The organism is Arcticibacterium sp. SM2516 (assembly GCF_057914865.1).
This window is the reverse complement of the sequence record NZ_CP195290.1, coordinates 5,809,098-5,822,518: the sequence shown is the minus strand read 5'-3', so window position 1 is coordinate 5,822,518 and position 13,421 is coordinate 5,809,098. Positions and strand designations below refer to the sequence as shown.

Here is a 13,421-nt window from a genome sequence, read left to right as displayed (position 1 = left end):
TCTTTCCTGACGTCTATCTTAAAATCAAAAAACCTGGTTTTAAATTCAGGTTACAGCGAATTTTTTAGCCAATAATATGGAAACAGGTAAAAGGCATAATACGGCTAAACCGTATTTCCAGTCGCTAAAACCTGCTACATAGCTAGCATTCAGCGGTATTAAGGAGAGAACTCCCATCTTCACCGCATTCATAATGTTCTTAGGTTCGTTAAACCGAATGGCTTTGAGTTTGGCAAGCAAATTTATCCCTATCCAAAGCAGTACAAAAGGCAAAACCATCCAAAGATTCATTATTCCTTTAAAGCCCAAAGTTAAAACCACCGACGCTACCAGCACATCTAATATAAGGGCAAACGTCACGGCTAGTTTATTATTCCCCAAAACTTCACCTTGACTGGTCAAGGTAATGGCCGCTATAAAAACGATTGGAAGGAAAATCATCATCCACATTTCTGGCCATTGACCGTTGGCCAAAACACTCATCCCTAATGCCAAGTTTAAACCACGACATACACCCATAGCTAAAGGGCCAGCCACTAAATGATGCTTGGCGAATTTATCATATATCACCGCAAAAAGTGCCACTAAGGCCGCTATTACCCCACTCAGAACGCTTACAAAAGAGGCAGTGAATATAGCAATTACAAATAGAAATATACCGAATATTACCGCCTGACGCTGCGTCACTTTACCGCTTGGAATAATCCTTTCTGGTCGTTCTACTTTGTCTATTTCTAAATCAAAAACATCATTAAAAACAATACCTCCACCATAAAGACAGGCCGTAGCCAGTGCCAATAATAAGACCGAAGTCCATGGAAATGGTTGTAATAGAAACGCACCTGCAATGGCCGCTCCTGCCGCTATATCAGACACTGCCGTAATGACATTGGCAGGCCTGGTCATTGCTAAATAATAGAAAAGCTTCATTAATTTTCTATAATGACTGAGTCTGAAGCCTTTCCTTTTACAGGGTCTTGACCACGTAAAACGCTATTTCCGCCATAAAGTACCGACTGGTCAAAGGTAACACCATTCGCCCAATCACTTTCTTTCATGTTACCACTTTTGGCATAAGCATCTAATGCATTTTGGTAACAGGTCATGTGCACATCTTCCTTAGAAATGCCATTTGCCAACATAAGATGTGCAGTCTTAGGAACCGCCAGCGGGTCGCTTACACCCCAATCGGCTGAGCTATCCACTATGATTCTTTCTGAACCATACTGTTTCACAACCTCCACCATTCTTTCGCTACCCATTTTAGTTCTTGGGTAAATGGTGAATGCGGCCCAATAACCTCTATCTAAAACAGCTTTTGCTGTTTCTTCATTATTATGGTCTATAATCGCCATCGAAGGGTCTATCCCATGCTCTTCTAACACATCCATGCTGCGTAAAGTCCCGTTTTTCTTATCTCTATGCGGCGTATGTATCAGTATTGGCAAATTGACTTCTTTCGCGAGTTCTATCTGAGCTCTAAAAAATCTATCTTCTGCTTCCGTTTGGTCATCATAACCAATTTCGCCTATGGCCACCACATTATCTTTAGTGGCATATAATGGCAGTAATTCCATCACCTGCTCTGCCAAAGGCACATTATTAGCCTCTTTAGAATTCAGGCCAATGGTACAGTAATGTTTGATACCAAACTGAGAAGATCTGAAGGGCTCCCAACCTACTATACTGCTATAATAATCTTTAAAAGCTCCTTTTTCCGTTCTTGGCTGTCCCAACCAAAATGCTGGTTCTATTATCGCCACTATTCCCGCCTTCTGCATGGCTTGATAATCATCCGTAGTTCTGGACGACATGTGTACATGTGGGTCTATAAATTTCATATTTCTAAACTTTATTGGTTCGTATTTTTAAGCTTCCCATATTTCTTTACCAATTTCTTCCCATGTCTTTGTAACGGTAGATAAACCCTGACTTCTTAGCCAGTCTGTTTGATTGGCATCTTCTAAAACTTTTTGAGCGGCTGCTTTACCTAAACCTGTATCATTAAGCACGGCTTTTTTCAAATCGTCTATTATGGATTCGGTTGTAAAACCACTCAGTATTCGCCATAGTTCTGGAGTAACTAATCTTCCTGCGGCCCATCTTTCATGCACGAAATCCTGTAGAATTCCAGCTAGCTTGTCATTCTTTCGCTCGTCAATACCATAAATTCTATAAATTGGTCTTTCCATAAAAATGGCTTTTAAGACCATGTGATTCCAGGCGTCTTCACCGAAATAGGTGAAAGCGTAGTTGTTTTCTAAAGCAATGGCGTCAAAAACGTCAATCATATTGGTACGGATACCGTCAATGATATTCAACTTGAAATCTCCTGCGTTTTCTAAGTACGGTAGTGATCTATAAATGACTACTTGCTCCTTTATGTCGGCAGAGGCTAACAGCGTTTCTATTTTCTCTTTGATCGCCGAAGACTCCAAATGAAGCAAGAAGGCCAACCTGCAAAAGGAAACTAAGTCCCATTTTTTTTCAGAAAAGGCTGGATTAATTTTTTGCAAACGCTCCTTTAAATCTGGTAAAATGGTAACGCTCGAATTTTCCACCTTCCTATTTAGCATACCAAAGGCAAGAAAAAACGATGCGTTCGTTTCTGATTTCTGTACCTTTTCTTTAAACCAATCTAGCGATGATTGTTCCGCCAAGTTATTTAAGCAACACTTAAATACTTCTTCTTTTAAACTTGTAATTCCGCTCACACTCTCCTGCTGCATTCAGCTTTTTCAATGAAGACTTATTGTCAATAGGTTCAACAAAATTAAGGATTTTACGTTTCAAAACGGTCTATTTTCACCTCAATTCAATGCTTTCCGTCAAAAACAAAAGAAACATGGATGACTATACGAAATGTGAAGTTCTAAATAAGAAAAGAGGCTTTTTACAAACAGTAAGTGGAAAGAAAATCTGAATTTAATTTTCCATTGCCTAATTTTAGGGTGAACTCTTGAAAAACTTCAAAACAAACAAATGAACAAACAAATCTTATTGAAAGAACGCCCAGTAGGCTTACCTACGGCTTCTACCTGGACCTTAAACACTGCTGAAATACCTGAATTGGCCGAAGGTGAAATTTTAATCAAAACAGAATATATTTCTTTAGACCCTGCCATGAGAGGTTGGCTTAGAGATGTACGCTCTTATATACCGCCAGTTGGTATTAACGAGGTGATGCGTGCAGGCTCCTTAGGAAGAGTGGTAAAAGCCAATAATCATCCAAAATTCAAAGAAGGTGATGTACTAGTAGGTACTGGTGGTGTGCAGCAGTATATCGTTTCTAACGGAAAAGGATTTTTAAAAGTAGAAGAAGGTCATAGACCTTTAACAGAATACCTAGGCGTATTAGGCATGCCGGGCATGACCGCCTATTTTGGGATCTTGGAAGTAGGTGAACTAAAAGAAGGTGAAACCGTAGTGGTTTCTGGTGCTGCCGGTGCCGTAGGAAGTGTGGTAGGGCAAATTGCCAAAATCAAAGGCTGCAAAGTCATTGGAATAGCCGGCGGCAAAGCCAAATGCGACTATCTCGTAAACGAACTGGGCTTTGATGCCGCCATTGACTATAAATCTGATAACATTTATGCTGCCATAAAAGAGCATTGTCCGAAAGGCATTGATGTCTATTTTGACAATGTAGGTGGTGAAATTTTAGATGCCGCTCTTTCTAGACTGGCTATGCATGCTAGAATTGTTATTTGCGGAGCCATCTCTCAATATAATAATACTGAAAAAGTTAGTGGCCCAAGTAACTATATGTCCTTACTGGTCAACAGAGCCTCTATGAAAGGTATGGTGGTTTTTGATTATGCCAACCGCTACCATGAAGCCAGAGAGCAAATGGAAATTTGGCTGGACGAGGGCAAACTAAAAAGCAAAGAAGATATTTACCAAGGCATTGAAAACTTTAATGATACCTTGTTAAGGCTTTTTGACGGCAATAAACAAGGGAAATTAATATTGAAAGTTTCTGAAGATTAGAAACTAAAGAAACGCACAAGCTAAAAAGATTGTGCGTTTTAAAAATTAGCTAGTAGCACTTTTACCTCCTTTTGATTTCGCTTTATTTTCATGTGTTACGGTACCAATCTTTATCCGTATTCTTTTCATTCAGACACTTCCAATTATTAGGGACTTCTGTGACGCCAATCACAGACTAAAAACACAAAATGGCACATCTTTGCAGCTATGAAAAGAAATTGGAGCAATATACTCTTTGGAATATTTGTAGTATTATTAGTCATCCCCCAAACCGGAACCCCCATTAAGGTGGCCGTGAATAGACTTTTAGCTTTTAGTCCATCTGTAGAGAAGCCTGAGGATGTTAAACAATTGAGCAACTACGAATGGCAATTGATGGATTTAGATGGAAATTCTATCAACTTAAATGCCTTCGAAGGCAAAAAAATATTGATTAATTTTTGGGCTACTTGGTGCCCACCTTGCATTGCAGAGATGCCTAGCATGCAGGCCTTACATGACGATTATAAAGACAAGGCAGTATTTATTTTTGCGACCAATGACAATCCTGCCGCCATAGATAAGTTCCTCAAAAAATATGGCTATAAGCTACCCATCTATCAGATTACAAGTACCGCTCCTCCGGAATTACAAACAAATAGCCTGCCCACCACTTACTTCATAGATGAAAAAGGCAACATTTTAATTGACAAAACAGGTTCTGCTAACTGGAACAGCGATGAAGTAAGAAGCCTGTTGGATTAAAATCTAAGGTTCACGATTGGAGAAGCTTCCATATATGACCAACTATTGAACATAAAAAACCCCTTAAACAAACCAGTACAACCTGGGCATTTAAGGGGTTTAATTTTCCTAATTATACGTTTTGAGGAACGATATAAGGATATCTATACTTTCTGCTGAGCATTAAATCTGCTTCCTCATTATTGATAAACTCCTCAAATTCTCCATTAAATCTTAAAGTCTCTCCTACTCTGTAAGCGACGTTTGCAATCAGTGGCAATACCGTTGACATATGGCCAACCTCCACTTCGCAGTTCAAACCTTTGTTATTTCCTGCTTTTAAGGAATCAATAAAATTAGCGAAATGCCCATTACTATCTGGTGCTGTTCTGAAAGAACTATCCCCTCCAATGGCTGCACCCGCACCCATTCCAGAACCCGCAAAAGGCTCCTTCTCATCATTCTTATAGGCTTTCCAAGTGCTACCGTTTATCTCCATCCAGCCTTCTGTGCCATAGAACATATTACCTATCTTAATGCCTTCATTAGACTCGGCATTGGTAAACCTTCCTCTTGTTTCAAACTCCAACATTTTACCGTCGGCGTATTCAAAAACAGAAATCTGAGTATTAGGCGTTTCTTGAGAACATTCCGAAGGTGAAATACCAAAAATGTTACCCATAGACTGCACTTTAATAGGGTGTACTTTCTTATTTAAGCCCCAACGTGCCACATCAAATTGATGAGGACCTTGGTTTCCTGTATCTCCGTTTCCTGTATCCCAGTGCCAGTGCCAGTTGTAGTGACCTTTCTTCTCATTATACGGTCTGTATGTAGCTGGTCCTAACCATCTGTCGTAATCTAATGTAGACGGTGGTGTGCTATCTTTCGTTATTCCAAAAGAATTTCTAGGCTTAAAACAGGTACCTCTAGCCATGAAAACATCACCTATTCCGCCATCATGTAAGAATGCAATCGCTTGCATAACATTAGAAATAGATCTGTTTTGAAAACCTACTTGAACTATCCTGTCATATTTCCTTGCAGCTTCCACCATTTTTCTACCTTCCCATACATTATGAGAACTTGGTTTTTCTACATACACGTGCTTACCCGCCTGACAAGCCCAAATGGCAGAAAGTGCATGCCAATGATTTGGCGTAGCCACCACCACTGCATCTATTTCTTTATCATCAAACAGCTTACGCATGTCTGTCGCTGTACCCGGTTTGTTACCATTCTGATTTTTAGCTGAAAGTGCTTGTCTCTCGGCAAAAAACTTGGAGTCTACATCACATATCGTTTTTATGGTTACCCCATCTTTATACATGCTAGAAAAGCTACCTAAAAGGTCTTTTCCTCTTCCTCCAATTCCCACAGAACCTAATATGACTCTGTCGTTGGCACCTAAAATGTTTCTATACGATTTTGCGGATAATGCTGAGGTTCCAAAAACAACCCCAGAGGTCGCCAGTGTAGCCTTTTTAATAAATTCTCTTCTGTTACTCATGTTTGATTTTTCTATTTTATAGGTTTGAATAGTATTATTTATTGGGCCGAAAATTCCGTAAACCTTTTATCCAAGATTTCTTTATTTAAAGCACTGCTAGCAATGATTACTCTATGTTTGAAAGTAACACTTTCCTTATCTGCCAATTTAAGGTTCAACTTCTCTTTTCCATCACTGAAAACCTCTTGACCAAGAGGATTGGCGGCAAATAAGCCGTAACCTCTAGCATGCCAGTAGGTAGGGTAACCCACGTTTTCTTTATGGTCTAGTATAGCCAGAGAAATTTCTTCGTTTCCAATTTTAGAGCCTAAGTTCATCCAATTAGATCTCAATCCCCAACAAGCTTCACCTTCTACACCTTCCGCATTTAAGTAATGACCATTTACACCTTCATTATTCAATGCTTTTACGGTCGTAGCTATACCATTAGCATCTGTAAAAATGTCTGGTTTGTCAGAAGGATGTTCCATCTCACGGGTAAGCCTGATGCCTAGGACACCCTCTTTATTATCCTTAAAGTTTACCTCACCATTAGCCGCAGTCAGTTTTGTAATGCGGTCAATTGAATATTCGTTATCTAAAGCTCTAAAAATAAATGTAGTATTTTCTTTAAGTAAAACAGTGCCATCAGGTCCTACCCAGTCCATGGCCACTTCTAATTGAGCTTCATCGTCACCATCTTTTGCAGACACTATTTCTTTATGAACAATAGTCCCATAATGCTCTCTCTTTTCTTCTGGAATAGAATCTGAATTATTCCAAAAATCTAAACCATTTACATCACCATAATTAAACCACATACCTACATGGTGAGGATGGTCTACACGCTCGCCAACAGAAGGCTCCAAAGGAAACTTCCTTGTTATTTTTGTTCCCTTTGGAGTAATTAAAGGATACAAAACTGGCTTTTTAATGGTAGATGGGTAAATGTAAGAAGTGAATAAATTTCCGTCAATCATCACATCTACTTTCTGCTCAGATGCATTTTGTACGAGTTGAATTCGTGGTGCTTTTTCTTCTTCAGTAGACTTGCTTTCATTAGCACCACAGGAGAATAACAGGAGTGTAAGAACAAATGCCGAATAAGTAGACAAGCTACTTTTTAAGTTTTTCATTGATATTATTTAAATGGGTTGAGATAAATACAAGTCAAATATATTGAAAACTTAAGTTTTACAGGTCGATTACTTCATCAGTTTGAAACAATTTCACTTAAAGCTTAATATTCGCTCGACCAAATCAAGAAAAACGCAACTCTAGTTTTCACATGCCTAAACCTATACCATTTTAAGACACTCAAAATAAGCTTAACAATAATGTCAAGAATCCTATATAAACAAAAACGGGCTACCTCACCTTTGTGAAATAGCCCGTTTTTAAGTAGGAACCAATTATAGGGACACTCTAGTGCCTATGGCTTCGCCATGGACAATATCAATTATGACATTCGGCCTATTTCCATTGGCTATGATTGTAGGAATATTTTTAGCTGCAGTAGCCTTTGCCATGTTCAATTTGGAAGCCATTCCTCCTCTCCCTTCTCCTTCTCCTTTAGCCTTATCCTCCACGTATTTCTCTACGTTTTCACCCACGCTTACATTTTTTATAAGCTTAGTATGTTGAGCATCCGGGTCTCCGTCATAAAGACCATCGGTACTCGTCAAAATAATAAGCATATCTGCACTTATCAACTCTGCCACTAGCGATGCCAATTCATCGTTATCCGAAAACATTGAACTGGTTATAGAAACAGCATCGTCTTCATTGGCAATAGGAATTACCCCTTCAGAAAGTAAACCCTCATAACAGTTAATCATGTTTTCACGATGCCTCCCAGGATTAAAATCTCTTTTGGTAGCTAGCACCTGAGCACAATTCATTCCATATCTACTAAAAATATTGTAGTAATGAAGCATCATTCTTGGCTGGCCTACAGAAGAATACACCTGTCTTTTTTGGGCTTTGTCTTGAATTTTGATTCTTCCTAAAATCTCTCTACCAGCAATCACAGAACCTGAAGACACCAACACACAGATAATATCCTCTTCAAATAAAGCAGCAATTTGCTGTACCAAACCTTCCAAAACAGGCTTAACAAGCCTCCTGGATTTATTGACCATGACATTTGTACCGACTTTTACAACAATTCGTTTTTTATACATAATAACAAAGAAAAACAACCAAGAACAAAATTCTTGGTTACGACTTAAATAAATTTTCAAAGATGTAAGCTGAGATGTTCTTAGAATTAAACATCAAACTGATTTTCCAGCTTTCTCCATAGAGCGGAATATCCTGAAAGTTCCGTGAGGAACCCCTTAGCAAAACCTGCTAAAAACTCTATAAATAATGAAAAAAAAGCAGAGGGAGCGGGATTCGAACCCGCGAAGCCATTGCTGACTTACACGCTTTCCAAGCGTGCTCCTTCAGCCACTCGGACATCCCTCTGTGTTGCTTTTTTTGGTAAATTAACCTACCAAAATCAGCTGCTTTTAGTTTCGGCTTGCAAATTTAACAGTTTCTTTTCATTCCGACAAAATAAAGCTAAGATTAGCATGAACTTTAGGCTATTTTCCTTAAATTATGGGATTAATCTACCACTTCCCCCCTTAAATTTGATTCTAGCATTTCTTTTAGGCGTGGACTAGCCAAATTCTGACTTAGCAAAAACATGAGTTTACATACAGCTGCCTCCGTGGTCATATCTTTTCCACTAATTACCCCAGCAGCTTGAAGACCTTTTCCGGTATCATAGTCGCCTTGACGCACCTCTCCCCCACTGCACTGCGAAACATTTAAAATAATAATGCCACGCTCAGAAGCATCTTGGAGAATTCCTAAAAATTCAGGATCAGACGACGCATTTCCAGAACCAAAAGTCTCTAGAACTACAGCCTCTAAATTTTCCGTGGCCAACAAGTGTTTTACAAATAAATTTGAAAGCCCAGGAAAGAGTTTTAAAATCAAAACATTAGTGTTTAAATGGGCATAACAAGTAAATTCCCTCTCCGGCTTTGGCATCATATAAGGTCTGTTATAAACACAATAAATACCCACTTCTGCCAGCATTGGATAGTTTTCCGACTGAAAGGCATCAAACTGGGAACTTTCATATTTTTTAGCCCTGTTTCCTCTCAGTAACCTTCCATTGAAATAAATGCAGACATCGAATAAAATAGTTTCACCATCCACTTTGTCTGCCGCTAGTTCTAAAGCCGTCATCATATTCTCCCTAGCATCTGTTCTGGCCACGCCTATGGGAAGCTGAGCTCCCGTTAAAATGATTGGCTTTGCCAAGTTCTCAAACAAAAAACTCAAAGCGGACGCCGTATGAGCCATAGTATCGGTTCCATGTAGTATTACGAAACCATCATATTCATGATAATTATCCTCAATCATTTTTGCCAACTCCAGCCAGATGGCAGGGCTCATGTTAGACGAATCAATAGGTGGCTCTAAAGGGATAATGGTTAATTCAGACTCAAAACGCTCTAGCTCAGGAATGTTTTTTTGAATTTCATCAAAATCAAAAGGCACTAAGGTTTTCTTCTGCTTATCATAAACCATTCCTAAGGTCCCTCCAGTATAAATCATCAAAATCCTTGACGCTCCATTTCCACTGGTATTCACTTTTAACTTTTTATACATCACTATAACTTATTTTACACTAAACATCATTTAAAACAACACTCGACCTTAGCTGAGACATTCAAAGGAGACTTAGCCACCCGATAGTGGCTGAAGCACTCGAAGCTACCATTCCTCCATTTCATCCTTCAGCATCTCATAAGCTCCTTCCAATTCCCTTTGAATCTTCCCGTTATTTTGAGATTTCGCTAAAGCAATGCCTCCTAAATATATTTGCTCTGCTTCTTCTAAATCGTCACTATCAAAGTAGATTTTTGCCAACTGATAATAAGTCGGCAGGTAATCTGGAAACTCCTTCACCAGACGCTCTAAATGGCTTTTTGCTCTTTTCAAATCTCCTTTTAATAGCTCCATAGCTACAGCATACCTATTAAATGGATCCTCAGGATCTGCTTCTAAAAATTCCAATAATAATTTCAAACGGTCTTCTTGCATTCTCTTAATGGGCTCGTTACATTTGTAATGTTATGCATGCATAACAATTTTGAATCTTTTGATTCAAATATCTATATTTCAATTTAACAAATTTTAATAAGCATGAAAATACTCGTTTGTATTTCAAGTGTTCCTGATACAACTTCCAAAATCAGTTTTACAGATAATAATACCGCCTTTGATACCAACGGGGTTACTTACATAATAGGCCCCTATGACGATTATGCTCTAGCCAGAGCGGTGGAACTTAAAGAACAAACTGGTGGAACGTTGACTGTCATTAATGTAGGCACCGCATCTTCTGACCCTCAAATAAGAAAAGCACTAGCCATTGGAGCAGACGACGCCATCAGAGTGGATGCTGAACCTACAGACTCTTACTTTGTAGCGGAGCAAATAGCCCATATAGCCAAAGATGCCGGATACGACTTGATCATGATGGGAAGAGAAACGACAGATTATAACTCTGGCGTGGTGCATGGCATCGTTGGAGAACTTTTGGGTATTCCTTCTTTATCTCCCGTAATGGAATTGACCATAGATGGTAACAAAGCTAAAATCTCCAGAGAAATAGAAGGTGGAAAAGAGAAGATTGAAGCTACACTTCCTCTAGTTTTAGGATGTCAAGAACCCATAGCGGAATGGAAAATTGCTAGCATGAGAGGTATTATGACCGCCAGAAAGAAACCACTTAATGTAGTTCAGCCGATTGGCGAGAGCTTAACTAGCGTTTCTTCTTATACATTGCCTCCTGCCAAAGGAGCTTGTAAAATGATTCCAGCAGAAGAAGCCGAAAAGTTGATTGAGCTTTTAAGAACGGAAGCTAAGGTGATTTAACTTGTCCTGTGATAGATATCGGATGATTGAAGTTTAAATTTTCAATCATAAGAATGGTTTCCTAAATTACTTGGATATGCATTAGCCAAAGTAGTCACATGCTTACCACAAAGAAGAAAATATATAAATGCAAATCGGTTCATTAAACAGGAAGCAGAAGCATTTTATTTGATGAATATGATGATTGCATTTAACAAAACAATAGATTAAAACGCTGGAAAACAGACATCCAGTCTCAAACATTAAACAAAAAACATCATGTCAATTTTAGTATTTGCAGAATTAGCAGATGGAGCAGTAAAAAAGACCTCTTTAGAAGCCGTTTATTATGGAGCCAAAGTAGCGGAAATGATGGGTGGCACCAATACGGTCATAGCGATAGGAAACACCACGGAAGCTGAATTAGCAAAATTAGGCAACTACGGGGCAACTAAAGTATTACACGCAGATGACAGTAAACTAGAATCTGCCAGTATTATGGCATATTCTGAAGTACTAATCGCGGCAGCCAAAAGCACAGGTGCTAAGGTTATTATTACAGCAAAGTCTTCCTTAGCAGATGCCGTAACGGCAAGAACTGCGGGGGCACTTAAGGCAGGCGTGGTAGGCAATGTAACAGACTTACCAAACCTAGACAACGGCTTTACGGTTACCAGAAGTATTTTCACAGGAAAAGCCTTTGCAGAAACGTCTATAAGCACAGACATCAAAGTTCTAGCTTTAAAGAAGAACGCCATCACTCCTGTAGTTTCGGATGCCACTGCAACGGTAGAAGCATTTCAAGCGGATGTTAATGAGGCTGCCTTTGGTGCAAAAATCACCGAAACACTTAAAGCTACAGGAACGGTTCCTTTACCAGAAGCAGATTTAGTAGTCTCTGGAGGAAGGGGCATGAAAGGGCCGGAAAACTGGCAACCACTATTGGACCTAGCGGAAGCTTTAGGAGCCACCACAGCGTGCTCTAAACCAGTGTCTGACCTAGACTGGAGGCCTCATCACGAACACGTAGGACAAACAGGCGTTAAAGTTTCACCAAATCTTTATATCGCTTGTGGAATATCAGGAGCCATTCAGCACTTAGCTGGCGTTAACTCCTCTAAAGTGATTGTAGTGATCAATACTGACCCAGAGGCACCTTTCTTTAAGGCGGCAGATTACGGTATTGTAGGAGACGTTTTTGATGTTCTCCCTAAATTGACAGCAGCTGTAAAAGCGGGTTAAAACTAACTCAAAAAAAAGAATCAAAAAAAAGCCTGATCTTAGCGGATCAGGCTTTTTACGTATAAACATATCCTGATTTTATTGAAATTGTCCCATAATCTAAATGACTTTATAGTAAAGCATCTATATCGTTATGAAAAACATTAAACTGCATTTATTAATAATTTCCCCCTTTCTGTTTTTAGTCAGTTCATGTAAAAAAACAAGCTCCGATAACACACCTATTCCCATAGAAGACGAACCAGAAGTAAAAAAAGAAGTAGAAAAATTTGAATTTACGCTGGCCAAAACTTCTCGTGACTTTGACAATCCTGAAACGACCATTACCAATTCCTATACCTTTGAATATTCAGAAGGTAATTTTTCAGAAAGAGGCAGAAAAGCAAAAGCATTAAAAGTTGAGAAGATTAGCACAAAGGGTCTCATTGACATCCCAATAACTGTTACCCCCGATTTAGAATTCACCAATAAGGACATCAAAAAACTTCTCCCTCAAAGTTCGCCGATTGCACTGCGTGTATAAATCAGCCCCAATCATGTTTCATTTAGGGATATGGGTAGCCCAACAAACTTAGATATAGAGCTGATTCCACTTATTCCTTCAAACGGAAACGCTTATGGAGCATAGCTTTCAAATGGTTCAACCCGGATTATGTGTTGGGGAGTAGTTAAAGTACAATAAATCAGATAATTAAAGGAAATTAGCATAGCACCGCTATAGTGATTGAGTTTAAATGGGTTTACGTACTGATTTGAAGCAATTTAACTACGGTCCCGATAAAATCGGGAGATTACCTAATGCATAAAGCGGGTTCAACTTACTTTACCTAAAAACTTAGAAAAACTGAATTTGAAATAGAATTGGTCATTATTAGTGATGAAACACCCCTTGGAACTATTACTTTACACTTTCAGGAGATACCAGAGTTACCATTTCCTAAATGGCTCTATAACAAAATCTCCAAATGTAAATTAGCCAAGTGAAGTCTTTCCCGACTTGCTCATTGATGCAAACTCCAATCCTTTTGATTTTCTGTTCTTTGAGCATGGTGTTGGGAGC

At 39.0% G+C, this 13,421-nt stretch carries 13 protein-coding genes and 1 tRNA gene; 5 read left to right on the top strand and 9 right to left on the bottom strand.

Going from position 1 to position 13,421, the window contains the following annotated elements; all coding sequences use genetic code 11:
- Positions 1-45: 45 nt before the first annotated feature.
- From eboC to ACSBFT_RS23725, 3 genes are read right to left on the bottom strand one after another with little or no spacing between them, the layout of a single operon-like run.
- Positions 46-930, bottom strand: coding sequence for a UbiA-like protein EboC (gene eboC / locus ACSBFT_RS23735; RefSeq protein WP_489602705.1), 885 nt, complete (start codon positions 928-930; stop codon positions 46-48).
- On the bottom strand, positions 930-1,841 hold the full coding sequence (locus ACSBFT_RS23730; RefSeq protein WP_489602704.1) for a TatD family hydrolase: 912 nt from the start codon (positions 1,839-1,841) through the stop codon (positions 930-932). Before ACSBFT_RS23730 ends, eboC begins: the two co-directional genes overlap by 1 nt.
- 27 nt (positions 1,842-1,868) lie before the next feature.
- Positions 1,869-2,729 carry an EboA domain-containing protein gene (locus ACSBFT_RS23725; RefSeq protein WP_489602703.1) on the bottom strand — a complete coding sequence of 287 codons (861 nt, stop codon included), beginning with the start codon at positions 2,727-2,729 and terminating at the stop codon, positions 1,869-1,871.
- 253 nt (positions 2,730-2,982) lie between these two features.
- Here ACSBFT_RS23725 and ACSBFT_RS23720 point away from each other — a divergent pair, with 253 nt between their 5' ends.
- Positions 2,983-3,987 carry an NADP-dependent oxidoreductase gene (locus tag ACSBFT_RS23720; RefSeq protein WP_463048501.1) on the top strand — a complete coding sequence of 335 codons (1,005 nt, stop codon included), beginning with the start codon at positions 2,983-2,985 and terminating at the stop codon, positions 3,985-3,987.
- Between the two features lie 207 nt (positions 3,988-4,194).
- A complete protein-coding gene (locus ACSBFT_RS23715; protein ID WP_489602702.1) occupies positions 4,195-4,731 on the top strand; it encodes a TlpA family protein disulfide reductase in 537 nt (178 codons plus the stop codon).
- Between the two features lie 112 nt (positions 4,732-4,843).
- On the opposite strand, the gene ACSBFT_RS23710 is transcribed toward ACSBFT_RS23715, so the two are convergent.
- The 6 genes from ACSBFT_RS23710 to ACSBFT_RS23685 form a co-directional block, all read right to left on the bottom strand.
- Positions 4,844-6,220 (bottom strand): Gfo/Idh/MocA family protein, encoded by a 1,377-nt coding sequence (locus tag ACSBFT_RS23710; protein ID WP_463048503.1) that lies wholly within the window; start codon positions 6,218-6,220, stop codon positions 4,844-4,846.
- Between the two features lie 38 nt (positions 6,221-6,258).
- Positions 6,259-7,335 carry a DUF6807 domain-containing protein gene (locus tag ACSBFT_RS23705; protein WP_489602701.1) on the bottom strand — a complete coding sequence of 359 codons (1,077 nt, stop codon included), beginning with the start codon at positions 7,333-7,335 and terminating at the stop codon, positions 6,259-6,261.
- A 276-nt stretch (positions 7,336-7,611) separates the two neighbouring features.
- Positions 7,612-8,382 (bottom strand): glutamate 5-kinase, encoded by a 771-nt coding sequence (gene proB, locus ACSBFT_RS23700; RefSeq protein WP_489602700.1) that lies wholly within the window; start codon positions 8,380-8,382, stop codon positions 7,612-7,614.
- 199 nt (positions 8,383-8,581) lie between these two features.
- Positions 8,582-8,668 (bottom strand) — tRNA-Ser (locus ACSBFT_RS23695).
- A gap of 141 nt (positions 8,669-8,809) precedes the next feature.
- Entirely contained in the window at positions 8,810-9,868 is a 1,059-nt protein-coding gene (locus tag ACSBFT_RS23690; RefSeq protein WP_489602699.1) for an asparaginase, read from the bottom strand.
- Positions 9,869-9,973: 105 nt separating this feature from the next.
- Complete coding sequence (locus ACSBFT_RS23685; RefSeq protein ID WP_463048507.1) at positions 9,974-10,303, bottom strand: tetratricopeptide repeat protein; 330 nt, start codon at positions 10,301-10,303, stop codon at positions 9,974-9,976.
- Positions 10,304-10,405: 102 nt separating this feature from the next.
- Here ACSBFT_RS23685 and ACSBFT_RS23680 point away from each other — a divergent pair, with 102 nt between their 5' ends.
- From ACSBFT_RS23680 to ACSBFT_RS23670, 3 genes are all read left to right on the top strand, one after another.
- Complete coding sequence (locus tag ACSBFT_RS23680) at positions 10,406-11,140, top strand: electron transfer flavoprotein subunit beta/FixA family protein (protein ID WP_489602698.1); 735 nt, start codon at positions 10,406-10,408, stop codon at positions 11,138-11,140.
- Positions 11,141-11,398: 258 nt separating this feature from the next.
- Positions 11,399-12,361, top strand: coding sequence for an electron transfer flavoprotein subunit alpha/FixB family protein (locus ACSBFT_RS23675; protein WP_489602697.1), 963 nt, complete (start codon positions 11,399-11,401; stop codon positions 12,359-12,361).
- Positions 12,362-12,494: 133 nt separating this feature from the next.
- Positions 12,495-12,884 (top strand): hypothetical protein, encoded by a 390-nt coding sequence (locus tag ACSBFT_RS23670; RefSeq protein ID WP_489602696.1) that lies wholly within the window; start codon positions 12,495-12,497, stop codon positions 12,882-12,884.
- The last annotated feature ends 537 nt before the right edge of the window (positions 12,885-13,421 follow it).